A 26,917-nucleotide genomic window follows, 5' to 3' on the forward strand; every position below is an offset into this window, starting at 1 on the left:
CTTTTCTTGTTATAGTCGAGAGATCCCAGACAAGAGATCCATCCTATGCGCCAACGAGTCCTCTTTTTTGATTTGCTTCGCTGTGTTGCGGCTGTCGCTGTGATTGCCATTCATGTGCTCGCTCCTTACCGGCACGAATTGGGCGTTATTCCTTTTGAGCAATGGTGGACAGCGGTGGCAGTCAACGGGGTGACGCGTTGGGCCGTTCCGGTGTTCATTTTGATCAGTGGCGCCTTGATGCTGAGCGATACTCGCCCGTTTGATTTGCGCTATTACGTTCAGCGCCGTTTGGGTAAGGTGCTGATTCCGTTTGTCGTATGGTCGATTTTTTATGCCTATCTTTCAGGGTGGAGCGCGCAAGGTTTTGATGCTCAGACGGTCAAAGCGGTCCTGTTAGGTAGCGCCCAGCATGAAACTTACTATCACCTTGGCTTCTTCTATTACTTTATCCCGCTTTATTTTGTCATTCCTGTTTTTCAGTATGTGGTGAAGGAGTATGGCGATGGCGCGTTGTGGGCGTATGTCGCCATCTGGCTGCTTACCACGACCTTATATCTATTCCGAATTGATGGGCCATGGAGCCACGAGCTTTGGCTCTATAGTGGGTACTTACCTCTTGGCTACTTGCTCTATCAAAGAGTACCGCTCAACCGAACCTTGTTAGGGGTGAGCATGCTGCTTGGTGGTGTGGCCTTGTGGGTGACGGTGCACATGGTGGTGACGTACAGTGTTGCGTCGGGCGAATACACGGTCGGTCGCTGGCTCTCCTATAAAACCCTCAATGTGGTGTTGGCTGCCAGTATGGTGTTCATGCTGTGTCGAGGGCTGGGAGAACGCTTATCGCCGCAGGTGGCAAAAGGGGTAGGCGTGGTGAGTAAGCACAGTTTGGGGATCTACTTGTTGCATCCTATTTTTTTGTGGCCAATGAAAGAGTACGGTTGGTATCAAGGCCATCCTGCCTGGGTGATCCCATTGTGGATATTGCTTAGCGGCGCGGGCGCACTGCTCATGAGTCATTGCCTTTCTCTATCGAGTAAAACGCGCTGGCTACTCCCCTAACGCTGGCGTGCGAAGTGAAGAAAGGTGTCGCCCTGATAGGTCAGGGTGCCTTTGTCCCCTGGGTTTAGTGCGTGGTAGTAGTGGACGCCGACTTGAAATTCTCGCTTAGGCCCAAGCCGACCTTTTTGCACATAAATCCAGTATTCCAAATCATCTTCGCCGGGGGCGGCATGCTCGACCGGCACACTCTGTTTATCGAGTATCGTGACCTGCGCGCTCTGCTCCTGCGAGCCTTCGCCTTGCATGTGTTGGCGATAAAAGCGAACAAACAGTGCGCCGCTGATCAGCACAAACAGCACAATCGCGACAAACAGAGTAATAGGCATACAACGGGCTCCTCAAAAGTACCGCGTTAGTGTAATCCGCTTCAGGTGGGGATGTCAGATCCAGCCCACATATCTTAGTGACGTTTCAGTGGATTTCTCACATTTCTCGAGCGATATCACAGGCGGTGATGCCGTGTCCGTTCATGTTAGTTACTTGTTGATTCCTTTACACAAATTTACTCGAAACTGTGAAAAATTTGCCAAAACTGGATAGCGCATTGATTGAATTCTCCCTAAACTAACGGAGACGGAGGGAAATTATGTCTGATATTGAGAGTGTCATTACGAGAACTCGTAAAATCGAGAAGCTCCTTCGGACACAATATCACGCAGAGGGGAAAGGCTTGCATCAGCTTGTTACAAGTTGCGAAGAGCGTTTACCTCATGATGTGATTGGCAAGCTGCGTTATATCGCGACGATTCGGAACAAAGTGGTACACGAATACGATTACCAGCTTGAAGACCCAGCGAGTTTTCTCAACACGTGTGATGAGTGTGAAAAAGAACTGATCCCGCGAAGCAGTCGGTTTATTTGGCGAACGGCGATTGTGCTGATGACCATGGCGACCTTAGCGGCGCTGTTCTTCTATTATGCACATTGGGATGTTTTAACTAAGCACCTTGGTTAAAAGGCCATTAATCGATGTTTTGTGATTTGCGGATAAACAGCGCAGGTGTCGATAAGGTCGCCATAGATAGGTGGTAAAACAGGCAAAAACAAAAAAGGGACGCTACGGCGTCCCTTTTTTGTTTTTTACAATTCAGACTAGTACAACATCGGCAGTGTCATTAGGCCAACAACAACCGCGATCATTACAAGTCCTTGTTTTTGTGAAGAAGTAATCATAACACTGCTCCTTAATAGTGATGCTTAACTCTATGCCTTTTAGAATAGCAATAGTTTTGGGGGGTTATCAAGCTATTTTATCCCTATAGAGAAAAAGTGCTGTTAATTTTCTGTTAAAACTCCCGGTTTTTGCCTGTTTTTACCCGGTGAATGTTTGGTTTTTGTGTTGGTTTTTATTTGTTCTTGTGTGTGAATTTTAGTTTTAAGTGATTGTATTTTAATGTTTATGTATTCTGTTATTCGTTCTATTTTTCTGATTTTTGTGTTTTATGGGGCTTATTTTTGGCTGGTGGAATTATTTTGGTTAAAGTCGTAGTTTTGTCGTTATGATTATCATTTTTTGTCGTGAATGAGAGGGTGAAGGGTGGCAGCGCACAGTCTAGAAAAGAGATAATTTGTAAAGACGGTTTTTTGTACTCCAAGATTTTTGTTTAACTTATTAATATGATTGGATTTGTTTCTGTTTTTCTTATCTGTTCTCTGGGTTTTTGCTTAGAAATGATCGCTTCATTGTCACATCACTCAATAGGGGCTGAGTTCGTCTGTTTTTCAGATTATTCCTACAAGCTGGCGTTTGGCATTGCTTGGTTGCGTTAAGCTTGAGCGCCTTGCAGAGAAAATCGTTGAGAAGCCTAATCAAGATCGAAGTTTTGATGGCGCGATCTGGACATCCGCTATCCCCCGCCTACACTGGCACCTCAGTTTAAAAGAGGTGAACACATGTGGAGCTGGCTGTCGGTCGCATTATCGAGCTTTATTAGTATCTCTGCCGATGAAAGCAATAACCCAAGACAAGCGGCATTGTTTAAAACAATGTCGTTGTTGATGTTGGTCGTCTTATTATGGAGTGATGGCGGCGCTGCGCCAGTCATTGCTGGATGGATTACGTTGGGCCTTCTGGTTTCCGTCGCGGCAGATAGTCTCTATTTGCTCGGCCGGTGGCCAAAGTGGTGTTTTGCTGCGTTTATTGCCGCCCAACTTTGCTATAGCACATCATTTTGGTTACAGCTCTCGGGAGAGATGGTGTGGTGGTTACCGGCCATGCTGCTTGCTATCGGGATTGTTTCCTTCTTCCTTTTGTTACCGAAATTGGACCAACTGATTTTCCCGGTTGTTGTCATGGGCAGCGTGTTATTGCAGCTCAACTGGGCGGCGGGTGAAGTGTGGTTGTCTCAGCACTCGCTCTCCTCAGCGCTGGGTTTTGTTGGGACGCTCGTGCTGACGGTCTCCGCGGCGCTACTTGCCCTGCATGATTATCGTCATCCAGTGAAAGGGGGGCGTTACCTGATTTCGGGCAGTTATATTTTGGCTCACTCTCTGATTACTGCGGCGATGATCCTCTAGCTTCAACGGGCTGTAAGATCGAGGTTACCGCTTTACTGCCAATTTGATCGCGACATTGTTATACTTCGCCGACTTTTTATTTGGAGGTGAGTCATGGACATTTTATCTGCCGCGACCATGCTGTTTTTGATCATGGATCCGCTGGGCAATTTGCCGATTGTATTGTCGATTCTTAAGCACTTAGAGCCGAAACGTCGTCGTCGCGTCCTGATTCGTGAATTGCTGTTCGCGTTAGCGATTTTGCTGCTGTTCCTGTTTGCTGGTAAGGGCATCATGAACTTCCTTCACGTGCAGCCTGAAACCTTGAGTATCTCCGGCGGTATTATCCTCTTTATCATCGCAATCAAGATGATCTTCCCTAGTGCGGGTAGCATTACTGGCTTGGCGGCTGGGGAAGAGCCGTTTATTGTCCCGATGGCCATCCCTATGATTGCTGGCCCATCGGTGATCGCGGCGATTTTGCTGCTCTCTAGTCAGCACCCTGACAAACTACTGCAACTGTCGGGAGCGGTGATGCTCGCTTGGGGCGCGACCTTCTTTATCTTGATGTTCTATAACTTCTTCCACCGAATTTTGGGTGAGCGCGGTTTGAAAGCCGTTGAACGCCTGATGGGGCTGTTGCTGATCATGATTTCAACTCAGATGTTCTTAGATGGTGTTAAAGGCTATCTGGGGTAACTCACGCTCAGCATAAAGACGACTTCGCTGTAACGACACACGCCGCCCAATGGGCGGCGTGTGTCGTTACAGAAGATGATACCTGAAAACGCTATCAGGAGTTTTGCATGTATTTTTGACGAATATGCAGTAAGGCAAACACGCCAAAAAAGAGAAAAGACCACTTCTCCCAAGCGCTGAGGTTGTAGGGCTTAGCGAACGCGCGAATAAAAATCGCAGATTGGATCCCGTGCATGATCAGCATAAAGGCAAACATCGCGTACAGGGCATAAGAGGTGTTGCCAGGGAAGGGGGCGATGAGGTTCCACACCAGTACCAACCACACTAGGCTAAATAGGGCTTTTCCGGCCAGAATAAATAGAGGCATCGATCTCGTCCTTTTGTTCTCTGCTTGTTAGTTCTCGGTGTGCTGTCGCTCATACAGACGGTAACACACTTGACCGGCCACCTTTTCGCGGTGCAGGTGCCAATGAGCTGGAATGCAATCGAGCACCAACTCCTTCTCTGTTTCAATATAGATCATCGCATCGTCGGCCAACCAACCGTTTTGTTCAAGCAGGGTCACCACTTCATTCAACAAACCTTGGCGAAACGGCGGATCGATGAAGACAACATGGTGCGGTGTGCCGGGTTGGCGAAGGTACGCCAAGCTGTCGCCGTTGTGCACTTTGAGAGTGTCAGCCTTTAGCGCTTCAGCGTTCGCTTTCAGCTGCTTGAAAGCGGTAGGGTTGAGTTCAATCAGTGTCACCTCATCCGCCTGACGAGAAGCTGCCTCAAACCCTAAGCTGCCAGAGCCTGCGAACAGATCCAGACATTTGGCTCTTGGCACGTCGCGGGCGATCCAGTTAAACAAGGTTTCCTTAACGCGATCGGTGGTGGGGCGCAACCCTTGGGCATCGTGGACAGGCAGCTTTCGCCCGCGCCAAATACCGCCAATGATGCGAACAAAGCCAGTGGATGGCTTATTTTGTGATGTGTTTTGCTGGCGACGTCTTACCATAGATTTTTTGACCGCTAATAAAGTGATACTATATCCAGTCGCTCAAGCAATGAGCGCGGTAATATAGCCCAATTTTCAGTAAGGACAGAGTGTAACGCATCATCTGAATGCAGGGAAAGCGTCACTCGGTCGTTAGCGTGCATTTATACAGGGTATGCAGCCTGTAATGCACGCGAAGTTAATAGTTACTATCTAGGAATGCTCCAGATGTCGGAAAAAAAGAAGCGCGGTTTACTCTCTTGGTTAGGTTTTGGTGACGAAGAGCAGACACAAGCCGAGAGCCGTGAATCAGCACAACAACAAGAAGCGCAGCCTGTCGAGTCGCCCGCCCAAGAGACACAGCCTGATGCCGAGGTGTCGCCAGAGCCTCGTGAGTCAGCCAATGAGCCAGCCAGTGAGGTTGATGTCGCCCCTGAGGTTGACGCTACACCTGAGGTGGTGGCCCCTCGTGTGGTTGAACAAGAGAAACCGACCGAGAGCTTTTTCGCACGTTTAAAGCGTAGCCTTGCACGCACCAAAGCCAACATAGGTGCAGGCTTTTTTGGTTTGTTCAAAGGTAAGCAGATTGATGACGAGCTATTTGAAGAGCTTGAAGAGCAGCTCTTGATTGCTGATGTCGGCATGGATACCACAGTCAAAATCATTGATTCATTGACAGAAAAAGCCACTCGTCAGCAATTAAAAGATGGCGAAGCGTTGTACGATCTCCTTAAAGACGAAATGGCGGATATCTTGGCCAAAGTCGAGCAGCCATTGGTGGTGGACAGCAGTAAAACGCCGTACGTGATTTTGATGGTCGGCGTGAATGGCGTTGGTAAAACCACGACGATCGGCAAATTGGCCAAGCAGTTCCAAGCACAAGGCAAGAGTGTCATGCTGGCCGCTGGGGATACCTTCCGCGCCGCAGCCGTTGAGCAGCTGCAAGTATGGGGTGAGCGCAATAGCGTGCCCGTCGTCGCGCAGCACACCGGTGCAGACAGCGCCTCGGTCATCTATGATGCGATTGAATCTGCTAAAGCGAAAGGCGTGGATGTCGTCATTGCCGACACTGCAGGTCGCCTGCAAAACAAAGCCAACTTGATGGAAGAACTGCGCAAAATTGTGCGTGTCATGAAGAAAATCGATGATTCAGCGCCGCATGAAATTATGCTCACCCTAGATGCGGGTACTGGGCAAAACGCAATCAGCCAAGCCAAGCTATTTAGCGATGTGGCGCCATTAACCGGCATCACGCTGACTAAGTTGGATGGCACGGCCAAAGGTGGCGTTATTTTTGCGCTTGCGGATCAGTTCCAAATCCCGATTCGTTACATCGGTGTCGGGGAAGGCATTGACGATTTGCGCCCATTTGAAACACAAGAATTTATCAACGCACTGTTTAGCCGCGAAGATTAAGCTGACTGAGACCTGTGAGAGGACGTTCGGGTGATAAAATTTCAGCAAGTGAGTAAGGCGTACCGAGGCGGTCGTCAAGCGCTGCAAAAAGTAGACTTTTATTTGCGCCGAGGGGAGATGGCCTTTTTAGGTGGCCACTCCGGTGCAGGGAAAAGCACACTGTTAAAATTGATTTGTGCCATTGAACGTCCAACGGATGGAAAAATCAGTTTCAATGAGCATGACATCACTCGAATTCCAAGCAAAGACATTCCATTTTTACGCCGCAACATTGGCATTGTGTTTCAAGATCATCGTTTATTGATGGATCGCAGTGTCTTCGATAATGTGGCCTTGCCGATGCGTATTGAATCCATCTCGGAAAACGAAATTAAGCGCCGCGTCTCGGCGGCCTTAGACAAAACGGGATTACTGGATAAAGCCAAGTGCCTGCCGAGTCAACTCTCTGGTGGTGAGCAGCAGCGCGTCGGGATCGCTCGAGCGGTGGTCAATCGTCCGACGTTATTACTGGCGGATGAGCCGACCGGCAACCTCGACCCTGATCTCTCCAACCGAGTGGTGCGACTTTTTGAAGAGTTCAATCGTGCAGGCGTCACCATATTGCTTGCCACTCACGACATCGGGCTGGTCAACACTCGGCCGCAATATCGCCATTTGGAACTGAATCAAGGTTTTTTGAGTGAGGTCGAAGATTATGGCCGCGAATAAGCGAGTGAAGACAAAGCAAGGCCGCGCGAGCCAGAATCGAGTCCAGCGTGATGGCTTTTTGTCGGTGCACTTTAAGCAGGCGCGGTTAGCGTTTGCGGCGCTCTGGTTTCGACCACTGGCAAACTTTTTGACCCTAGCGGTGATCTCCATGGCGCTCGCCATGCCCTCCGCGCTCTATTTGCTCGGTAAAAATATCGCCGCTGCCTCTAGTGACGTGACCAGCCCTTCGCAAGTGAGTGCTTACATAAAGCAGCAGACGCCAGAGCCGAAGGTGATGGTGCTAAAAGATCAGTTAGAGAGCCGAACTGAAGTCGCCAAAGTCGATTACATCTCGCCGCAACAAGGTTTAGAAGACTTTAGCCAGTACTCTGGCTTTGAACAGGCGATCTCATTGCTTGATAACTACGCGCTGCCGGGCGTGCTTATTATTACCCCAAGCAGCGATGACCAAGCGATGATCAAGCGCCTTGCGGCAGAGGTTGCAGAGCAAGAAGACATCGCCGATGTGCGTTTGGACGAAGATTGGCTGACAAAGCTCGATGCGATTAAGACACTGGTCACCGGGATCATCATTACGCTGTCTGTACTGATGCTCTGCTCCGTGTTTTTGATTGTTGGCAACACGCTGCGCTTCAATGTGTTGGCAAATAAAGAAGAGATTCAAACCATGAAGTTGATTGGCGCGACAGACAGCTTTATTTTGCGCCCCTATCTCTACTCGGGGATGTGGTTTGGTTTACTCGGCGCATTGAGCGCATGGATACTGACGGCCATCATTACCATCGTCCTTAATCACAGCGTAGAGCAATTAGCGCTGCTCTATGACAGCCGTTTTCGTCTTATCGGGCTCAGTTGGGATGAGTCGCTTTTACTGATCATGCTTGGCATCTTTCTAGGCTGCTTGGCGGCGAAAGTGTCGGCGCGACGCCACTTAAAAGAAATTGAACCTGTTTAACAGGGCGTGGTCATAATAATGAAAAAAGTATACGGTAGCGTATACTTTCTATTGTGCCTGAGCGTGCTTTATGCATAATGGCAAATCCCAGCTTGAAACTTGTTCATTTTGAGTTCAAGATTGATGGGTTAAATTACACTCCAGATCAGAGATTGATGAGGATTTGAATGACTAACCAAGCGTATCCAATGGCGGTAGTAACTCAAGATAGCTTAGACAGCTACATCCGCTCCGTAAACAGCTACCCAATGCTGACCGCGGACGAAGAGCGTGAACTTGCCGAACGACTACACTATGACGGTGAAATTGAAGCCGCTAAAGGATTGATCCTTTCGCACCTTCGTTTCGTTGTGCATGTGGCTCGTGGTTATTCTGGTTACGGCCTACCCATGGCCGACTTAGTTCAAGAAGGCAATATCGGTTTGATGAAAGCGGTCAAACGCTTCAATCCCGAAGTCGGTGTACGTCTTGTCTCGTTCGCCGTGCACTGGATCAAAGCGGAGATCCATGAATACGTACTTCGCAACTGGCGTATCGTCAAGATCGCCACGACCAAAGCGCAGCGCAAACTCTTTTTCAACCTGCGTAAGTCGAAGAAACGCTTAGGCTGGTTCAACAACGGCGAGGTGGAAACCGTCGCAAGAGAGTTGGGTGTTGAGCCTTCAGAAGTGCGTGAGATGGAATCTCGTCTCGCTGCGCAAGACGCGACATTTGAGTTGTCTAGTGATGACGATGACACCGGTGCATCTTACTCGGCTCCGATGCTTTACCTTGAAGATAAAGCCTCTGACGTCGCAGAAAATATCGAAGCGGCCAACTGGGAAGCTCATACCAACAATCGCTTGAGCCTAGCGCTTTCAAGTCTTGATGAGCGTAGCCAACATATCGTTCGCTCTCGCTGGTTAGATGACAACAAAGCGACGTTGCAAGAGTTAGCTGATACCTACAGCGTATCTGCTGAGCGTATTCGCCAGCTTGAGAAAAACGCGATGAAGAAGCTCAAAGCCGCAGTCGGCGAGTTTTAATCCGCTAACGCAAAGCGCGAAACACAAACATGAAAAGCCGAGGTCTTGTGACCTCGGCTTTTTGTTTGGATCGTATAAAGCATTTTATATTAACCAGTTGGCGATCATTTCAACGCTCACTCCTGTGTATAACTCTGTGGGGAATTTCTTGGCTAGATGTCAGAAAGCAGGGTGAATAAAGGTCTAATGGCGGGTTTTTCTATGGGGATATGTTTTGAATCACTCACAGAATAGTTATGATCATCACTACATATTGTGGATCTTTTTTGATTCAAACACTTTATCAACGCAATCCACAACTTTATCCACAGATGACGTCATTTTGATCGCTGGTGGATAACCTTATTAACCGACAGTACTTGTCCTCCGTTGGATAGGTTACAATGAGCGCAGACAATAAAAGCATAAAGAGAAAGTAAATGGACCAGTTTCAGCACATCGATGTCGCCTCCGCGCAGCAAATGATTGAGCAGCAAGGCGCCCGCCTAGTGGATATTCGTGATCCACAATCCTTTGCCGTCGCGCATGCTACGCATGCGTATCATCTGACCAACGACACCATGGTGGCCTTTATGGACGAGGTGGAGTTTGACCAGCCGGTTTTGGTGATGTGTTATCACGGGATCAGCAGCCAAGGTGCGGCGCAATATTTAGTGAACCAAGGGTTTGAGCAGGTATACAGTGTGGATGGTGGTTTTGAAGCCTGGCATCGCGCTGGGCTACCCACAGTGCAGACGGCTTAACTTCCATATTTCAGGATAACCTAATGGTAAGAGTGACCACCATCAAGAACGCCAGAATGGGCCAGGCTTTTGTTGATTACATGGCGGCTCGTAGAATCACCGTTGGCATGATGCGCGATGAGGAGAGTGACGATTTTGTCTTATTCCTCAAAGAAAGTGAGCATTATGATCTGGTGATGCAGGAGCTTGAGCAATTTCTGGCTAACCCGAATGCAGATAAGTATCACGCTGCGTCGTGGGAGGTGGCGGATACCCGAGTCAATCCTTTCCATTACCGTTCACCCAGTTTCATCGCGATGATCAAAGCAAAAGCAGGGCCGATCACCTTAGCCGTCATGCTGCTATGTGTGGTGATTTTTGTGCTTCAGCAGATAGGTCAAGGTCGAGCGATTTTCCTCGCGCTTCACTTCCCTGCGGACGCTAGCCAACAATGGCAGCTCTGGCGCTGGCTCAGTCATGCGGTGTTGCATTTTTCGGCGTTGCACATCGTGTTCAATCTACTTTGGTGGTGGCAACTTGGCGGTGATATAGAGCAGCGACTGGGTCAAGGGAAGCTGTTGCAACTGTTTGTCCTGTCGGCGGCACTCTCAGGCGCTGGGCAGTATTGGGTTGAGGGCGCCAACTTTGGGGGGCTCTCTGGCGTGGTGTACGCGTTGGTCGGCTACATCTGGATGATGGGCTACAAGGCACCCGCGCTCGGTTTGATGATGCCAAAACAGGTGATTGGGTTTATGTTGGTTTGGTTGGTGCTTGGCTTTATGCAGCCCTTTATGGCCATTGCCAATACCGCTCACTTGGTGGGGCTGCTGTCTGGGGTTGGCTTAGGGTTACTCGATGCGAGTAAAGCCAAATACCAAGGGTAGGTAGGCTAAAAAATAGAAAACGCCGCGTTAGCGGCGTTAACAGACCTATCGAGATTGACGGGTACACGTTTACTGGTAGAGATATTTAGTAAACAGCAGATCCGCGATGACGGTTTTTCCGGTTTCCGGCAGTAAAATCGAGTTGAGCTCCTCGACTAGGCTTTTACGCAAGTCTTCGCGTCCTGCCAGCGAGGTGATGGTGTCTTTTGACTGCTGTCCGAGCAACTCGATCACGGCATCACGAATCAAAGGCTGGTGCAGCTCAATCACCGCCAAATCGGCTTGATTAGCAACCATGATGTCAATGCGTACCTGAACATAGCCCAAATCTTTACCCTTGGTATAAAAATTCGTGGTGAGATCCGGTTCTAGCGTGAAATACGCCAGTTGAGGCCCGCCTTCCTTTTCTGCCAAGGAGGGGAGGCTAACGAGCAGACTCGCAGCAACAAAAAGCTGCGCTAGGTAACGTTTCATCATAGTGGGCGATTTTCTTTCTTCTTTTCACGATACTCGAAAGGTCAGAGTCTTGTTACAATGTTGCCTCTGTCTGTGATTAAAAGAGGCGTTGAACACTCGATACCGTGGTTAACGTTGTTATTTAAGCTTTATTTTACGATATAAAGCTGATTATTGAATACTAGTATGAATCCATCAACTTCGCATTGTTTGTCTGCCCTACGAGAGGTCGAATGGCATGATCCCGACCAGTTTAGCTTTCCAACGCCGATCGCCAAAGATTGGTTGTTAGAACAGGGCTCATTGTCACGTTTATTGGAATCGTATTGCCAAACCTTAAGTGTCGATTTGCTGCACAACAGCATCGTGTCATCGGATCGTTTGAATGCCCAAGAGATCGCCTTGTTGAGCCACGAAGCGTGTTTGTTACGTAAAGTGGTATTGAAAGGCGATGAGACCGCTTGGGTGCTAGGGCGGACCTTAATTCCTCAATCCTCACTGCAAGAGCAGCATGTTGATTTGACCGCGCAAGGCGAGATCCCACTTGGACTGACCGTCTTTAGCGCCGACAACGTCAAACGTGATGCACTGCAAGTTGGCTGGGCACAGGTCGAGGGAGGCCGTTTATTGGCGCGCCGCTCCCGATTGTGGATGAACCATAAACCCATGCTGGTTGCCGAGCTGTTTCTGCCTACCGCCCCGATTTACACTAAGGAGAGTGTGCAATGAGCGCTTCAAAAGCCATCGCCTATTGGCAACTGATGCGAATGGACAAACCGATAGGGACGCTACTGCTGCTTTGGCCGACACTATGGGCGTTGATCATTGCCGGGCAAGGGCGCCCTGATCCTATGGTGCTCATTGTCTTTGTTCTGGGTGTCATCTTTATGCGCGCCGCAGGGTGCGTGATTAATGACTTTGCTGACCGTCGTGTTGATGGCCATGTTAAGCGCACGCAGCAGCGTCCGTTACCGTCTGGGCGCGTGTCTGCGAAAGAAGCGGTCGGTCTGTTTCTTATCTTGGCCGTGGCCTCATTTCTATTAGTGCTGACCATGAACCGGCTCACCATCCAACTGTCGTTTGTTGGGCTGTTTTTGGCGTTCATCTATCCATTTATGAAGCGCTACACCCATCTACCTCAGCTGTTTCTTGGCTTAGCGTTCAGTTGGTCCATTCCAATGGCTTGGGCTGCGCAGGCGAATACCTTGCCGATGATGGCGTGGTTTATTTTTGCCATTAACGCGCTGTGGACGATTGCTTATGACACGCAATACGCCATGGTTGATCGCGACGATGACTTGAAGATAGGCATTAAGTCGACTGCGATTCTCTTTGGTCGCCGTGATAAAACCATCATTGGCGCGCTGCAACTGACCACGCTCGCGATGCTGATTTATGTGGGTGTCTACTATGCGCTTGGCGCGAGCTACTACTGGAGCTTACTGGTGGTTGGGGCGCTGTTTGTTTTTCAGCAGCATTTGATTCGTCATCGTGAGCGAGACTTGTGCTTTCGCGCCTTCCTCAATAACAACTATGTGGGGTTGAGTGTCGCGATAGGACTGGCTATCGCGTTTTGGTAACCGTTTCGTCACTCTCCTATTTCGAGCGCTAAGGTTCTCTAGATAGGAGAGGGGATATGCAAAGGGCACGATCATCGTGCCCTTTGTGGTTTATCGCGTCGCATCCACCGACTGATAAATGCTTTCTTGAATGGTCAAACGCACTTCAGGGTAGAGCATCGAGTAGAGCAGTGATGCGTAGGCTTGGCTCTTGTCTAAATCGCAGTTGCCTTCCACATCGAGGTAGCCTTGCTGCTTGAGCGTCGTGAATAACGCCGCAAACACCCCTTTATCGAAGAACTCAGGTGCGTTAATGCCATGCAGTCGACCAAGGCGCTGTGCAATGTCTTGGCTCTGCTGCTCCAAATCGCTCTTGCCTAGTTCTGGGTTGGCCACCAACAAGTTGAGCGCAATCGCGTAGCGCTGCAATGTCTCGCTGATGGTGCGACCAAGCAGGACCAGCACTTGACTGTTGGCTTGGTTGATGGAGACCTGCTCTTTGTGGTCAATGTTCACCAGGCCTTGGCGCGCAATCTCTTCGATGTAGGACTCGGTGAGTTCATCGAGTCGAGACTCCTCAATACTCAAAAACAGCTCTTGCTTTAAGAATGGGTACACCAAGGCAACGTTTTGTTTGATCTGCTCTAGGCTCATCGCTTGGTGACGCACCAACATTTGGGCAATCAATGAAGGCAAGGCGAGCAGATGGATGATGTTGTTGCGGTAGTAGGTCATCAAAATCGATTGGTTGCGATCGAGTGACACAATCTCGCCCATCGAGTCGGTTTCTAGCACAAACTTATCCAACGTTTCAGCGTGTTGCACTAACGCTTCTGCGCTCTCTGTCGGTACCGTGTAGGTCGATGAGTAAGGCACATTGCGCAAAATCGAGAGATAACAATCGATTTGGCTGACGAGATTATCGCGCGATAACGCTCGCTGCCTTGATGCGAGCAGCGCCGTGGCACACAAGGTCAGCGCATTGGTAGCGGCCGCATCGTTAATGTGGGTCATCATTTTGGTTGCTAGTGTATTGACCACTGGGTTGAGCCACTGTGGCCTAGAAGCGCCCATAGGATCGATATCTTTCGTCCACTCCGGTGCCTGCTCATTGAGGAATTGGTTGAGTGGGATCGGCTCACCAAAGTTGACATAGCCTTGGCCGAAGTTACGCAGTTTACGGATGGTGCGCAGCACTAAGCTCGCGTTTTCCTTCTCTTTGCGCTTGCCGCGCAGCTCTTTAGCGTACGTCCCCACTTCCATCACGTGCTCGTAGCCGATGTAGACAGGCACAAGCGTCACCGGACGATTGAGTCCACGTAGCATCGCTTGGATGGTCATCGCAAGCATACCGGTTTTGGCTTGCAGCAAACGTCCGGTACGCGAACGCCCGCCCTCAGAGAAGTATTCAACCGAGTAGCCTTTGGCAAACAGTTCAGCAAGGTACTCGCGGAAAATCGTCGAGTAAAGTTTGTTGCCTTTAAAACTGCGGCGAATAAAGAAGGCGCCGCCGCGACGGAATATCGGTCCGGCGGGGAAAAAGTTCAGGTTGATACCAGCCGCGATGTGCGGCGGTACCATGCCCTCGTGATACAACACGTAAGAGAGCAATAGGTAATCCATATGGCTACGATGGCATGGCACGTAGACAATCTCGTGGCCATCTTGAGCGAGCTTGCGCACCGCTGCGGCATTGTTGATGTTCAAGCCTTGATAGATTCGGTTCCACAGCCAGCCCAAAATGCGATCGCCGCTTTTGACCAAGGAGTAAGAAAAGTCAGCCGCGATTTCATCCATGATGTCATGCGCCGCTTTGCGCGCTTTTTCAATGGAAATATCTTTGGCTTTCGCTTCATCCTCAATCGCTTTCTCAATCGCTTTGGATTTGAGTAAACGTTGAAATAGTGCTTGGCGACTCGGTAAGTTTGGCCCAGAGGCAGCCAGTTTCTGACGCGAGAAATGAATGCGCGCCACACGAGCGAGTTTGTGTGCAATGGACGAATCGGTCCCATGCGCATCCGCCATATAGCGTAGAGAGACCACAGGGCTGATGCGTACTAAACAATCTCGACCAGAAAATAGCACTGCTTTGGCTTTTTGTGGGCCATTTAGCGACTGCAAATAAGGCTTGTGCGAAGACTCTCGGCCTGGTTTTCGTCCCCACAGCACGGTGGCAGGGATCATCTGAACGTCCAGTTCGCTATCGAATTTGTGCAGTTCGAGCAGCTCAGAAAATAGCGCCACGGATTCGCGAGGCACATCATCGTCTCGGCTCACCACCGTATTGCGCGCCGAGGTGAATACGTAGCGATGGAAACATTTGCCGTTGATTTCTAGCGGCGTTAACGGATCCGGCAAGCCAAGTCTTTGCGTCTGCTTTTGCAGGGCGAGCAAGTCAACACTTGAGCGGTATGGCAATGCGTAGATAATCGGTTTGTCGACATCGATATTGTGATCAGCAATCGGATCGGAAGGAATCGCCGTCCCTTTGACTAAGACTGACAGTGGCAGCTTTAACAAAGATCGCGAGAAAGAGTGTCCAGAAGACATAAAGGTTCTTAGCCTCAAAAATCAAAAGTATGCCAAAGCGCATTTCCACTTCTGTCACGGCCGTTGGGTGTGAGCGTTTGACGCCTCTCACCGAGCCTCCTGAGAAGTGGAAATAAGCCCAAGCGGGTTTTCAGCTGGCAAGGATAGCAGAAACTGGTCAAACCTTTTAACGATAATTGAGCATGAAAGCATCAATGTGAGGTAAATAGCTTAAGCCCGACCAGAAAATAAAATCCGTCATTAGCCCTTTCCTTTTTCTCAATACTGGATATACTCACAGTTAACTGTATAAAAAGACAGGTGACTTATGAAGCCCTTAACGCCGCGCCAACAACAAGTTTTTGACCTCATCAGAAGTAAAATTGATGAGACCGGAATGCCGCCAACCCGCGCTGAAATTGCCCGTGAGCTCGGTTTTCGCTCTGCCAATGCAGCGGAAGAGCACTTGAAAGCGCTCGCACGTAAGCAAGTGATTGAAATTATTCCCGGTGCCTCAAGAGGTATTCGTGTGTTGTTGAACGATGCCGCTAATGACGACGAAGGGCTGCCACTGATTGGCCAAGTCGCTGCGGGCGAACCTATCTTGGCTCAGGAACATGTTGAGGCACACTACCAAGTGGACCCGAGTATGTTTAAGCCACAGGCTGACTTCCTACTGCGCGTTCACGGCGAGAGTATGAAAGACATCGGCATTATGGATGGCGATCTACTAGCAGTTCATAAGACACAAGACGTTCGTGATGGCCAAGTGATTGTCGCGCGTGTCGATGATGACGTGACGGTAAAGCGTTTGGAACGTAAAGGGTCAACGGTACTGCTTCACGCTGAAAATGAAGAATTTTCGCCAATCAAGGTCGATTTAACTAGCCAAAACCTGGCGATTGAAGGTCTAGCGGTTGGCATCATTCGCAATACCGACTGGATGTAATTCGACGTCGAGTCCTCTGAGTCAGTCTTGCCTTTGAGAGCAACATCAAGATGCGTTCGCTTGCGCTTGATGTTGCAATTGATATTCATTATCATTTCTTCATTCGCGATAGAGAGATAATGAGCATGGCTTCCCGGCACCACAACGCGCATTCGCGCTATCAAATCCCCGCCAATCTTTTGCAGCCCTTGTGGCTTCGCAGTCGTGAAAGCCTTGTCGATAATGGCTTGGTTTACGATCCTATCGCCGCTAACGCGTGCCGACATTGTGAGTTAGCGCCAGAGTGTTTATCGGGCGATATTCCTCAAAAACAGCTGCTCCATGCGACCATTACACAGCTGTGTGACCTGCAAGTGAAACACTTTATCCAACATAACCCAGACGGCTGGATTATTAATGTTGGCGCTGGGCTGGATACTCGGTTCTACCGAGTCGACAATGGCCGTTGCCATTGGCTCGAACTGGATGTCACCGAAAATCTATTGTGGCGGCAAAAGCTGTTTCATCGCAGTGAGCGCTACCACCATTTATGCGGCAGTGTTACCGATTTGAGTTGGATGTCGTCTCTACCTATCGGGGAAAAATCGCCAGTGATGATTGTGTGCGAATGTGCACTGCTTGATGGCAATGAACGACAAATTGCCCGTTTCATTCAAGCCATGGGGTGTCACTTTGACAGTGCCCGAGCGTGCTTGGTGTTGGCCGGAGACCTAACACCCAGTGCATTGGGGCAGAAAATGGGCTCATCACACTACGCGCACGGTTATAAGTCGGCCGATGAGATGGTTAAACGCGTACTACCTTGGGCAAGTTCAGTGAAACTCTTTTCGCCTTTAGATCAGCACTGTCATCGTTGGAAGCTGTGGCAACGATGGCTGAGAAAAATTCATCGCCTTAAGCATCGTTTAACGCCCGTGGTGGTTCAGCTGCGCTGGTGATAAGGTTACACTGGACACATCGTCCTTAAGTGAATTCCTCCCGTGCAGATCCTTGATACCCTTTCCAATCTCTCTCTTCATAAGAAAGTCTTGTGGCTCGCCATTCCTATGGTGCTGTCCAATATCACAGTGCCTCTGTTGGGGCTGGTTGATGCCGCGGTTATTGGTCATTTAGAACATGCGTGGTATTTAGGCGGTGTCGCGCTAGGCACCACCATGATCAGTGTGACTTTCTGGTTGCTCGGGTTTCTGCGCATGGCCACCACAGGTTTAGCGGCCCAAGCGTATGGCGGGAAGTCAGGGCATGGGTTGGCGCTTGTGTTGACGCAAGGGCTCGCGATGGCGTGGCTTTTTGCGCTGCTGTTTCTCATCGTGCATGCTTCAGTGGCCGATATCGTCTTTCAGTTCAGTGAGGCCAGCGAGCAAGTCAAATTTTATGGTGAACAATACTTTTCCATCCGTGTTTGGAGCGCCCCTGCGGCGTTAGCCAATTTTGTGCTGCTTGGCTGGCTGCTTGGAACACAAAACGCAAAAGCGCCCATGTGGATGGTGGTGATCACCAACGCGACCAATATTGCACTCGATCTGCTGTTTGTGATCGGGTTGGAGTGGCAAGTCGAAGGGGCGGCTTGGGCGTCGGTATTGGCCGATTACACTGGTATGAGTTTTGGTTTTTTCTGCGTATGGCGAACATGGCACCAGCAGAACCTACCGCCTATTGGTGATGTGTTGCGTGCCACCACCCGTGGGCTAAGCCGTTTTATCAGACTGAATCGAGATATCTTCCTTCGCTCGCTCTGCCTACAAGCGGTGTTTACCTTTATGACCTTTCAAGGCGCAAACTATGGCGATGAGATTGTCGCGGCCAATGCCGTCTTGATGAGTTTCTTGATGATGATCTCGTACGCAATGGATGGCTTTGCCTATGCAATGGAGGCAATGGTCGGTAAGGCCATCGGCGCAAAAGATCGTCATCAACTGACGCAGTCACTGCTAGGCACCTTTTTCTGGAGTCTGATCATTTGCTCCGCTCTGACATTGGCATTTGCTCAACTGGGATCGCCCTTGATCGCAATGATCACGGATATTGAGTCCGTCCAGCAGCAAGCGCTGCACTTTCTTCCTTGGCTGGTGGCCATGCCGTTGGTTTCTATGTGGTGTTTTCTACTCGACGGTATTTTTGTCGGCGCGACGAAAGGAAGAGAAATGAGAAACAGCATGTTTGTCGCCACCTGTGGGTTCTTCATTCTATTCTGGCTGTTTGAGGCGTTGCAAAACCACGCGCTTTGGTTATCGATGCTCTGTTTTATGGCCGCGCGAGGCATGGCATTAGGGTGGATTTTGTATCGCCAGTGGCGAGCGGGCGCGTTCTTTCCTGAGTCGATTTGAGAGCATGGCGGCGAAGAAAAAAGACGGCGCCAAGCAGAGCCTGACGCCGTGTCGAATGAGATGAAAGTCGCGAGTAAGGATTAAAACAAGCGATTCAAACCGTTGAGGGCGGCCACGCGGTAGGCCTCCGCCATGGTTGGGTAGTTAAAGGTGGTATTGACGAAATACTCGATGGTATTCGCTTCGCCTTTTTGTTCCATGATGGCTTGCCCGATGTGGATGATCTCAGCCGCTCGCTCACCAAAACAGTGAATGCCTAAAATCTCTTTAGTTTCACGGTGGAAAAGGATCTTCAAACTGCCAATATCTTTGCCTGCAATCTGGGCGCGAGCCAAATGTTTGAACGACGAGCGTCCAACCTCATACGGGACTTTCGCCGCTGTCAGTTCTTGTTCAGTTTTCCCCACAGAGCTGATTTCAGGGATGGTGTAAATGCCGGTTGGGATATCATCAATCAAGTAGCCATCCGCTTGACCTTTGGTAATGGCCTGCGCCACAAATCGGCCTTGGTCATACGCCGCACTGGCCAAACTTGGATAGCCAATCACATCACCGACCGCATAGATGTGCTCAACTGGCGTGCGGTAGTTGGTGTCCACTTTCAACTGACCGCGCGAGTCGGCTTCAAGCCCTACCGCGCTTAAGTTGAGCTTGTCGGTATTGCCGGTGCGGCCGTTGGCGTAGAGCAAACAGTCGGCGCGCATTTTCTTACCCGATTGGAGGTGGACGATCACGCCGTCTTCAGTGCCCTCGATCTTCTCGTAGGTTTCATCGTTGCGAATCACCACGCCGCTATTCCAGAAGTGGTAGGAGAGTGCGTCAGACACTTCGTTGTCCAAAAAGGACAGCAAGCGATCACGTGTATTGATGAGATCGGTTTTTACCCCAAGCCCACGGAAGATAGAGGCGTATTCACAGCCGATCACGCCTGCGCCGTAGATGATGATGTGGCGCGGGTCGTGTTTCAGGCTCAAAATAGAATCGCTGTCGTAAATACGCTCGTGGAGGAAATCGACATCCGCCGGTTGGTAGGGGCGTGAGCCTGTCGCAATCACAAATCGATCGGCGCTGTAGGTCTCTTCGGTGCCATCGCTTTGCATCACCGCGATGGTGTATTTATCCACAAAGCGCGCCGTACCAAAAATCAACGAGCATTGGTTGCGATCATAAAATCCCTGGCGCAATCGAGTTTGTTTGTCGATGACCGACTTAGCATGACCAAGAATGTTGGAAAAGGTCGAGTGTAAGCTGCTGTTATTGTGGCAAAACAGCGGATTGTTGTTGAATTCAATGATTCGGCTCACCGCGTGACGCAGCGCTTTGGAGGGGATGGTGCCCCAGTGTGTACACCCGCCACCGACACTGCTCTCTTTCTCTACTATCGCGACGTTGAGCCCCGCTTTGGTCAATCCCATAGCCGCCCCTTCACCACCAGGGCCACTACCTATTACGATCACATCAAAGTGGTTGCTCTGAGCCATAGTTTTATCCTTGTTATAGAGTGTTAACATTGCTGTAGCGAGATTTTAACTGATTCCAAGAGGCAAAGAAAAAAAAGCGACTGAGAGAGTCGATGAGATCACGAGAATAGAGTGCGAGAAGTGAATCTTCGGCCTGGCGCACAGGATAGGCGGGCAAGTGAGAGGGAATTTTGCCTTCAATTAAGCGGGCGTGTTTTAATAGCGATTCTTCACTAAACAACGAATTGAGGTTATCTCCGTAAGCCAATCGTTGTATATTGACTGGCATTGAGGTTAAACACAGATACCAACGATGAAATCCATGGGAATACGCGCACAACAAAAAGAGAAAACTCGTCGCTCATTGATTGATGCGGCCTTCAGTCAATTAAGTGCTGATCGCAGTTTCTCGAACCTGAGCTTGCGAGAAGTGGCACGAGAGGCCGGGATTGCACCGACGTCTTTTTATCGCCACTTCAAAGATATGGATGAGTTGGGGTTGACCATGGTTGATGAAGGCGGCTTGTTGCTACGTCAATTGATGCGCCAAGCGCGGCAGAGAATCGTCAAAGAAGGCAGTGTGATTCGCACCTCGGTCGAGACGTTTATGGAGTTTATCGCAAGTAGCCCCAACGTGTTTCGTTTGCTACTGCGTGAGCGCTCCGGAACGTCTTTTGAGTTTCGTACTGCGGTTGCCCGAGAGATGCAACACTTCTGCGCCGAATTGACCGAGTATTTAATCAGCTCAGGCATGTCTCGTGAAGAGGCGTTTACCCAGGCACAAGCGTCCGTGACGCTGGTATTTAGCTCTGGGGCCGAAGCGTTAGATCTAGACAGACGTGAACGCGATGAACTGGCCGAGCGTCTGATAATGCAGTTGCGAATGATAGCCAAAGGGGCTTATTGGTATCGCAAAGAACGTGAACGTAACCGATTAAAAGGTGGGATAAACTAATGTCGAACGAAACAAACCCAGTCGATCGTGGTTCTGAAAAGAAAACCCTCATTTTGGCATTAATCGCAGGTATGTGCGGTGATGCCATGTTGTCTTGGTTGACGATGAGTGAGGTCTCTTTCTCTATCTTTCCGTTGATCGCTTTGGTGCTCTCCTTACAGGCCTTGTACCAAGAGTATCTCCGTCATCCGGTATCCGAGGATATTCCTCTCGTCGGACTCGCGTGCTTTTTCGTCGGTGCGTTTGGTCACTCCGCATTTGTGAAAGCGCAATACCCAGAGGCCGGTTCAAACTTCTTTTCGATCATCGTCTCACTCTTGTTGCTGCTGTGGATCGGTAAAAAGCTCGGCTACATTGGCGCCGAGCGATAAGTACGCGACCACACATTCCTAAACAACAAACGAGCCCTAAGGCTCGTTTGTTCATTTAAGGGGCTAGTCTTTTTTCTCAAGCATCACACCCGCTTCCATATGGTGGGTGTAAGGGAATTGGTCAAACAGGGCGAATCGAGTGATTTTGTGCGTTTGTGATAACACGTCCAAATTCTCTTTGAGCGTATCAGGGTTGCATGAGATGTAGACGATGCGTTGATAGTTTTGCACCATCTTACAGGTATCGATATCCATGCCTGAGCGAGGCGGATCGACAAAAATGGTGTTGCAGTTATAGCTGCTTAAATCCACATTGGCGTCTTTTAAGCGGCGGAATTCTCGTTTGCCTTCGATCGCTTGAGTAAACTCCTCGGCTGACAATCTGAGGATCTGTACGTTGTCTATGTTGTTAGCGGCGATGTTGTACTGCGCAGACTCAACGGAAGGTTTGGCGAGTTCGGTCGCTAATACACGGTCGAAGTTTTGTGCCAGTGCCAGTGAAAAGTTGCCGTTACCGCAGTAGAGCTCAAGCAGATCGCCTTGGCTCTCTTGGGTGCAGTCGACGGCCCATTCCAGCATTTTTTCTGCCACTTTACCGTTAGGTTGCGTGAAGCTGTTTTCGACCTGCTGATAAACGTAAGGCTGGCCGTTCACATCCAGTTTCTCTACCACATAATCTCTATCGAGCACGATCTTCATTTTACGCGCACGGCCAATCAGGTTGAGGTTGAACCCTTCGTCATTTAAGCGTTGTTTCAGCGCTTTTGCTTCCACTGTCCAGGCATCATCGAGCTGCCGATGGTATAGCAGCGAGACCAAGATTTCGCCGCTCAGTGTCGAGAGAAAATCGACTTGAAAGAGCTTGCGGCGCAGTGTGTCGTTATCTTTCATTGCTTCGAGAAGCAGCGGCATTAAGTCATTGATAAGACGACTGGCCGCTGGAAACTGATCGACGCGGTACTTTTCACGAGTCTCTTGGTTAAACATGATGTAATAGAGATCATCCCCTTCGTGCCACACGCGAAATTCGGCGCGCATGCGATAGTGCTGCTCTGGAGATTTGAACACTTCCAACTCAGGCGCCTCGTAACTGGAAAACATCTCGGTCAAACGAGAGATTTTGTCATCGAGTTGCTGCTGGTAGTGCTGCGGGTTTACATCAAGAGTCGCCATGAATAGTACCTTTGGGGTGATTACCTGGGTGGTGTTTGCCATTTAAGAGCGCAGATTTTATTCAATCCCCGTCTGATGTCCAGTCTTGGTCGCGAAACGGGCGCAATGCGCACTGTAAAACTATAGCTTATAGCCATCTATCACTAGACAAATACCGTCAGGCTCAATACTATGCCTTCAAGCTGGTGCTATCTAGATGTATAGATGGCTGAAAAGGGAATCTGGTGTAAATCCAGAACTGACGCGCAGCGGTAAAAGAGAACGATCCCTCAACACGACACTGCACCACGGGAGGTGTGGGAAGTCGAGGCAGTAGGCCAACAGCTCTTAAGTCCGAATACCTGCCAGCAGCTGAGTTCCATCAACGGCATCCGCCAGAACTCAGTAGGATTTACGCGATTTAGGAACAATATAATGAACAAATCTATTCTAGCGATAGCAGTGGCATCGCTACTTCCTGCTACCTCGAGTTTGGCCCAAGAAGCCGCCGCTGATGAAACCATGGTGGTGACGGCGAATCGTTTTGAGCAGCGCGCTAGCGCAGCTACCACCCCAATAAACATTGTAACGAAAGAAGAAATTGCAGCGATTCAGGCGGTTTCTCTTGCAGAAGTGCTTCAACGACTACCTGGTATTCAAATTGTGGAAGGCGGTGGTTACGGTAAATCAACGGAGATTTATGTACGCGGTACTTCCAGTCGACATCAGTTGGTTATGGTCAATGGTGTACGTATCGGTAGTGCTACCTTGGGTAGTGCAGATATTAGTACGATTCCATTAACCGGTGTTGAACGTATTGAGGTCTTGCGAGGTCCTCGTGCAGCGGTATACGGTTCAGATGCAATTGGCGGTGTGATCAACATTATTACCACAGCGGGAGCAACGGGTAATAGTGGGGAAATCGGTGGCGGTATAGGTAGCAAAGGGTATTATCAAGCGAATGCTGCCGGCTCGGTTGATATTGGTGATACAGGTTGGGCACGTGTAGCTGTGAGCACCAAGGCCAATGAGGGATTTTCGGCGCTTCCAGAACCTTATGAGCAAGACAGAGATGGGTTTGAAGCGCATGATCTCACCGTAGAACTTGGCGCAAAAGCAAATGACCATTTAACGGCAAGTATATTTGGTTATTTACATGAGGGTAAATCGGACTACGATGCTGGTGGTTTCGCTGCGCCAACTTATACAGAATGGGAAAATTACCCTAATAGAGTATCTGAAGCGTCGAATTTCAATGTGGCAGGTAAGCTAGATTATCGTAAAGATCTATACGCTTCAGAGTTATCACTCGCGAAGAACCGAGACCGTTCAAAAAACTTGGATGATTCAGGCTACGAGAGCACTTTCCAAACAGAAAGGCTAATGCTTAACTGGATTCATAACTACCAACTGACAGAAGAGTTGAATCTTGGTGGTGGTTACGAGTACCAGGAAGAAGAGGTCTACACGAATGGTCAAGGCTACGATGTTGATAATCGTTCGAACAACGCACTGTATGCCTTAGCGCAATACAATGCGGCTAATTATGGCCTTGAAGGCAGTGTTCGTACTGACGACAGCAATGCGTTTGGGCGTGAAAATACTTGGCAGTTAGGTGGTTTCTATCAGTTTATTCCGGAGCTTTCTTGGTCAGTTAGTGGCGGTACGGCATTTAAAGCGCCAACATTCAACGATCTGTACTACCCAGATACGGGCTTCAGTAAAGGTAACCCTAACGTTCTTCCAGAAGAGTCAAAACATATTGAATCTTCTTTATACGGTGATATCCATTTGGTTAATTGGCGAGCAACAGGTTATCGAACAGAAATTGATAACCTTATCTCATGGGTCTACGATCCCCTAACATTTGTGTCTTCTCCAGAGAATGTTAATGAAGCACTTATCAAAGGCTTTGAGTTAGAGCTCGGTTTCAATACTGGTGAAATTAGTCACCAGCTAAGCTATGACTACACCGACGCAAAAGATACCGAAACCGGCAAGCAACTACAGCGCCGCGCAAAACATAGCGCTAAGTGGAACGCCTCGTATATTTTGGAGCAGTGGCAATTTGATTTATCGACGCTATACCGAGGTAAAAGCTTTGATGATGCGAGCAATACTAAAGAGCTTGAAGCGTACACCTTGGTTGACTTTGCGTTGAGCTATTATGTAACAAGTGATTTTGTGGTTCGTGGTAAAGTGAGTAACGTGTTTGATGAAGAGTATACAAACCGCCTAGATTTCTACGGGTATGGGTATAATACGTCGGGGCGTGAGTTTTATCTCAACGCGGCATATGAGTTTTAAGATAATGTAGGAAAACCGCCCTCGGGTGGTTTTCTTATTGTCGTACGCATTATGCATTGACCCATCGAGAGCGCTTCCTATATTAACGTTATCAAGCCTCGATATTGCCAATCGATGCAGAGCGAGTATGATCAGCGCATCTTATTGTGTGGAAGTCGCCTGTGTTCTCTCAGCCAAATGTTCTAATTTTTGATTCCGGTGTTGGTGGGCTTTCTGTCTATCAAGAAATCGAGGCGATCCTACCCCAATTCAACTACTACTACGTTTTTGATAACGAAGCGTACCCTTACGGTGAGCTAGAACACAGGGTGTTGATCGATCGCGTAAAGCAAATCGTGTCGCAATGCGTCGGTCGGTTTCGTATCGATCTAGTGGTGATTGCATGTAATACGGCGAGCACCATTGTGCTCCCCACACTTCGTGCCCAGCATACTATTCCTATTGTCGGTGTTGTGCCGGCGATTAAGCCGGCGTCAAACATGGCCAATACAGCCGTGGGGTTGATTGCGACGCCTGCGACGGTGACACGAGAATATACCCATGACCTCATTCGCAACTTCTCTCAGAGTAAACCCGTCGAAATGCTAGGATCGACAAGGCTGGTGGATATGGCTGAAGAGAAGCTACGTGGGCAAGCAGTAGTACTGGAAGAGTTAGAGGAAGTGCTGCTGCCGATCAAAGGTCACATTGATGTTGCCGTACTAGGCTGTACCCACTTTCCGCTCATCAAAGATGAGATCCAACAGGTGCTCGGTGATGGCGTAATCCTAGTGGACTCCGGTCAAGCTATTGCGAGACGCGTAAAACAGCTGCTGGGTCATGAATTAGCAGCGAGTGAGAAGGGCAAGCGGGAGATTTACTCCAGCGCTCCCCCTTGGCAGGAAGAAGCGCTGAACAGAAAACTGCAGAACTTAGGGTTTACTCCTGTTCAGAGTTCTCCGATTGAGATTTTGGATCGTTAGCAATCCTCACCTTTAAGGTACGCTGAAGATAGTCTTTATCATTCAGCGCATCGATTGCGGTTTGCGCGTCGTTGGTGGCCATTACCACAAAACCGAAGCCACGACGCTTTCCTGTCCTTTTATCCTTCATTAATCGAACGGCAAATACTTCACCATGTTGAGCAAACAACTCTTTGACGTGAGATTCGTTTGCTTTGTATGGAAGGTTACCAACATATAAGGTCTTGGTGGATGGATCGCTGACTGGTTCTGGCTCTGAATCGGTATTCGAAAATTTAAAAACAAAAGCGCAAGCAAAAACACCGATAACAAAAGTCAACGCAGAAGATAGCTCTTTTCCTTGTGATTCGATAAAGAGAAAGAGCATGCCACCCAATACCGCCAAGGCTACCATCAGAATGGTTGATTTATTTGAACTCATATTGGAATACAACTTTTTGGTTGAGAATAAGAAAATCTATTATTAACAAAATAGATACAGGCATATTACGTATAAGGTTATTGTTTTTCCAACCTATTGATGTGACGTGTCTCAAATGTTGAAATTTTATTCTATTTTCATCGGTTTGATTTAATTTTGAGCAAACGGAAAATAAATTGAAAATAGTGCTTGTCTTCCTTTCAGACCTCCCTATAATCCCGCCTCACCGACACGGAGTGAGACGAAAGTCACAAACCAAATCGGGTTCAGAAAAATTAAGCGAATAAAAAAGCTTGACTCTGAAAACGGGAAGCGTAAGATACGCACCCCTAGCAGCGAGACGCAAAAGCGACATCGCACTAGACGCTCTTTAACAATATAAACCTATCAATCTGTGTGGGCACTCGTTGATGATAATCCAATTAGAAATTTCTCTTAATAAAGAGCGGTTTCAAATTAGGTTTCAATGAACTGAGTGACCATTTGAATGACTTTCCTTTTTAAAGGATGGGCATTCGAGCACAGT

General features: G+C 49.0%; 27 protein-coding genes and 1 riboswitch. Of the genes, 19 read left to right on the forward strand and 8 right to left on the reverse strand.

Translation table 11 applies throughout. The features are described 5' to 3' along the window. The first annotated feature begins 45 nt into the window (after positions 1-45). Positions 46-1,059, forward strand: a complete 1,014-nt coding sequence (locus tag AC6R03_RS03330; protein WP_500632150.1) for an acyltransferase — start codon at positions 46-48, stop codon at positions 1,057-1,059. Here AC6R03_RS03330 and AC6R03_RS03335 read toward each other — a convergent pair. Then, positions 1,056-1,385, reverse strand: coding sequence for a DUF2500 domain-containing protein (locus tag AC6R03_RS03335; protein ID WP_334555599.1), 330 nt, complete (start codon positions 1,383-1,385; stop codon positions 1,056-1,058). The genes AC6R03_RS03330 and AC6R03_RS03335 overlap by 4 nt on opposite strands. A gap of 260 nt (positions 1,386-1,645) precedes the next feature. Here AC6R03_RS03335 and AC6R03_RS03340 point away from each other — a divergent pair, with 260 nt between their 5' ends. From AC6R03_RS03340 to AC6R03_RS03350, 3 genes are all read left to right on the forward strand, one after another. Further along, positions 1,646-2,014, forward strand: coding sequence for a DUF4145 domain-containing protein (locus AC6R03_RS03340; RefSeq protein WP_487902836.1), 369 nt, complete (start codon positions 1,646-1,648; stop codon positions 2,012-2,014). Between the two features lie 938 nt (positions 2,015-2,952). Then, positions 2,953-3,576 (forward strand): lysoplasmalogenase, encoded by a 624-nt coding sequence (locus tag AC6R03_RS03345; protein ID WP_500632151.1) that lies wholly within the window; start codon positions 2,953-2,955, stop codon positions 3,574-3,576. A 93-nt stretch (positions 3,577-3,669) separates the two neighbouring features. Next, complete coding sequence (locus tag AC6R03_RS03350; RefSeq protein ID WP_334555596.1) at positions 3,670-4,254, forward strand: YhgN family NAAT transporter; 585 nt, start codon at positions 3,670-3,672, stop codon at positions 4,252-4,254. Positions 4,255-4,348: 94 nt separating this feature from the next. Here AC6R03_RS03350 and AC6R03_RS03355 read toward each other — a convergent pair whose 3' ends face one another. Both AC6R03_RS03355 and rsmD read right to left on the reverse strand, forming a co-directional pair. Next, complete coding sequence (locus AC6R03_RS03355) at positions 4,349-4,621, reverse strand: DUF1145 domain-containing protein (RefSeq protein ID WP_500632152.1); 273 nt, start codon at positions 4,619-4,621, stop codon at positions 4,349-4,351. Between the two features lie 27 nt (positions 4,622-4,648). Continuing rightward, on the reverse strand, positions 4,649-5,254 hold the full coding sequence (gene rsmD / locus AC6R03_RS03360; protein WP_487902837.1) for a 16S rRNA (guanine(966)-N(2))-methyltransferase RsmD: 606 nt from the start codon (positions 5,252-5,254) through the stop codon (positions 4,649-4,651). A 207-nt stretch (positions 5,255-5,461) separates the two neighbouring features. Here rsmD and ftsY point away from each other — a divergent pair, with 207 nt between their 5' ends. The 6 genes from ftsY to glpG all read left to right on the forward strand — a co-directional run bounded on the left by ftsY (position 5,462) and on the right by glpG (position 10,943). After that, on the forward strand, positions 5,462-6,649 hold the full coding sequence (gene ftsY / locus AC6R03_RS03365; protein ID WP_500627813.1) for a signal recognition particle-docking protein FtsY: 1,188 nt from the start codon (positions 5,462-5,464) through the stop codon (positions 6,647-6,649). A 30-nt stretch (positions 6,650-6,679) separates the two neighbouring features. Beyond that, entirely contained in the window at positions 6,680-7,357 is a 678-nt protein-coding gene (gene ftsE, locus AC6R03_RS03370; RefSeq protein ID WP_500632153.1) for a cell division ATP-binding protein FtsE, read from the forward strand. Then, positions 7,344-8,312, forward strand: a complete 969-nt coding sequence (gene ftsX / locus AC6R03_RS03375; protein WP_500627814.1) for a permease-like cell division protein FtsX — start codon at positions 7,344-7,346, stop codon at positions 8,310-8,312. Before ftsE ends, ftsX begins: the two co-directional genes overlap by 14 nt. Positions 8,313-8,479: 167 nt before the next feature. Beyond that, a complete protein-coding gene (gene rpoH, locus AC6R03_RS03380) occupies positions 8,480-9,337 on the forward strand; it encodes an RNA polymerase sigma factor RpoH (RefSeq protein WP_500632154.1) in 858 nt (285 codons plus the stop codon). 419 nt (positions 9,338-9,756) lie between these two features. After that, the gene (gene glpE / locus AC6R03_RS03385; protein WP_334555589.1) at positions 9,757-10,080 is read left to right on the forward strand and encodes a thiosulfate sulfurtransferase GlpE; all 324 of its coding nucleotides are present in this window, start codon (positions 9,757-9,759) and stop codon (positions 10,078-10,080) included. A 23-nt stretch (positions 10,081-10,103) separates the two neighbouring features. After that, positions 10,104-10,943: a rhomboid family intramembrane serine protease GlpG gene (gene glpG, locus AC6R03_RS03390; RefSeq protein WP_500632155.1), complete on the forward strand. Its 840-nt coding sequence runs from the start codon at positions 10,104-10,106 to the stop codon at positions 10,941-10,943. Between the two features lie 69 nt (positions 10,944-11,012). On the opposite strand, the gene AC6R03_RS03395 is transcribed toward glpG, so the two are convergent. Then, entirely contained in the window at positions 11,013-11,420 is a 408-nt protein-coding gene (locus tag AC6R03_RS03395; RefSeq protein ID WP_500632156.1) for a flagellar basal body-associated protein FliL, read from the reverse strand. A gap of 165 nt (positions 11,421-11,585) precedes the next feature. Between AC6R03_RS03395 and AC6R03_RS03400 the strand changes: the two genes are divergently transcribed. Both AC6R03_RS03400 and ubiA read left to right on the forward strand, forming a co-directional pair. Further along, on the forward strand, positions 11,586-12,128 hold the full coding sequence (locus AC6R03_RS03400; RefSeq protein WP_500632157.1) for a chorismate lyase: 543 nt from the start codon (positions 11,586-11,588) through the stop codon (positions 12,126-12,128). After that, complete coding sequence (gene ubiA, locus AC6R03_RS03405; RefSeq protein ID WP_500632158.1) at positions 12,125-12,979, forward strand: 4-hydroxybenzoate octaprenyltransferase; 855 nt, start codon at positions 12,125-12,127, stop codon at positions 12,977-12,979. The genes AC6R03_RS03400 and ubiA overlap by 4 nt, the downstream gene beginning before the upstream one ends. Before the next feature lie 90 nt (positions 12,980-13,069). Here the strand turns inward: ubiA and plsB are convergent, their stop codons facing one another. Then, entirely contained in the window at positions 13,070-15,508 is a 2,439-nt protein-coding gene (gene plsB, locus AC6R03_RS03410) for a glycerol-3-phosphate 1-O-acyltransferase PlsB (RefSeq protein WP_334555584.1), read from the reverse strand. A 307-nt stretch (positions 15,509-15,815) separates the two neighbouring features. Here plsB and lexA point away from each other — a divergent pair, with 307 nt between their 5' ends. From lexA to dinF, 3 genes are all read left to right on the forward strand, one after another. After that, on the forward strand, positions 15,816-16,436 hold the full coding sequence (gene lexA / locus AC6R03_RS03415) for a transcriptional repressor LexA (RefSeq protein ID WP_500632159.1): 621 nt from the start codon (positions 15,816-15,818) through the stop codon (positions 16,434-16,436). Positions 16,437-16,561: 125 nt separating this feature from the next. Then, on the forward strand, positions 16,562-17,374 hold the full coding sequence (locus tag AC6R03_RS03420; protein ID WP_500632164.1) for a class I SAM-dependent methyltransferase: 813 nt from the start codon (positions 16,562-16,564) through the stop codon (positions 17,372-17,374). Between the two features lie 42 nt (positions 17,375-17,416). After that, positions 17,417-18,763 (forward strand): MATE family efflux transporter DinF, encoded by a 1,347-nt coding sequence (gene dinF, locus AC6R03_RS03425; protein ID WP_487902845.1) that lies wholly within the window; start codon positions 17,417-17,419, stop codon positions 18,761-18,763. An 80-nt stretch (positions 18,764-18,843) separates the two neighbouring features. On the opposite strand, the gene sthA is transcribed toward dinF, so the two are convergent. After that, on the reverse strand, positions 18,844-20,244 hold the full coding sequence (gene sthA, locus AC6R03_RS03430) for a Si-specific NAD(P)(+) transhydrogenase (protein ID WP_334555581.1): 1,401 nt from the start codon (positions 20,242-20,244) through the stop codon (positions 18,844-18,846). 292 nt (positions 20,245-20,536) lie between these two features. Here sthA and fabR point away from each other — a divergent pair, with 292 nt between their 5' ends. Together fabR and AC6R03_RS03440 are read left to right on the forward strand one after the other, a co-directional pair. Continuing rightward, entirely contained in the window at positions 20,537-21,178 is a 642-nt protein-coding gene (gene fabR / locus AC6R03_RS03435; protein ID WP_334555580.1) for an HTH-type transcriptional repressor FabR, read from the forward strand. Continuing rightward, entirely contained in the window at positions 21,178-21,549 is a 372-nt protein-coding gene (locus tag AC6R03_RS03440; protein ID WP_500632160.1) for a YijD family membrane protein, read from the forward strand. Before fabR ends, AC6R03_RS03440 begins: the two co-directional genes overlap by 1 nt. A gap of 63 nt (positions 21,550-21,612) precedes the next feature. Here AC6R03_RS03440 and trmA read toward each other — a convergent pair whose 3' ends face one another. Further along, positions 21,613-22,722, reverse strand: a complete 1,110-nt coding sequence (gene trmA / locus AC6R03_RS03445; RefSeq protein ID WP_500632161.1) for a tRNA (uridine(54)-C5)-methyltransferase TrmA — start codon at positions 22,720-22,722, stop codon at positions 21,613-21,615. 166 nt (positions 22,723-22,888) lie between these two features. Continuing rightward, positions 22,889-23,085, forward strand: a riboswitch (cobalamin riboswitch). A gap of 51 nt (positions 23,086-23,136) precedes the next feature. Here trmA and AC6R03_RS03450 point away from each other — a divergent pair. Both AC6R03_RS03450 and murI read left to right on the forward strand, forming a co-directional pair. Further along, a complete protein-coding gene (locus tag AC6R03_RS03450; protein ID WP_500632162.1) occupies positions 23,137-25,008 on the forward strand; it encodes a TonB-dependent receptor domain-containing protein in 1,872 nt (623 codons plus the stop codon). Between the two features lie 161 nt (positions 25,009-25,169). Continuing rightward, on the forward strand, positions 25,170-25,970 hold the full coding sequence (gene murI / locus AC6R03_RS03455) for a glutamate racemase (RefSeq protein WP_500632163.1): 801 nt from the start codon (positions 25,170-25,172) through the stop codon (positions 25,968-25,970). Here murI and AC6R03_RS03460 read toward each other — a convergent pair. Then, positions 25,927-26,391 carry an RNA recognition motif domain-containing protein gene (locus AC6R03_RS03460; protein ID WP_334555558.1) on the reverse strand — a complete coding sequence of 155 codons (465 nt, stop codon included), beginning with the start codon at positions 26,389-26,391 and terminating at the stop codon, positions 25,927-25,929. The genes murI and AC6R03_RS03460 overlap by 44 nt on opposite strands. Positions 26,392-26,917 lie beyond the last annotated feature (526 nt).

It is taken from the genome of Vibrio sp. R10-SG-ISO4, from assembly GCF_059834135.1.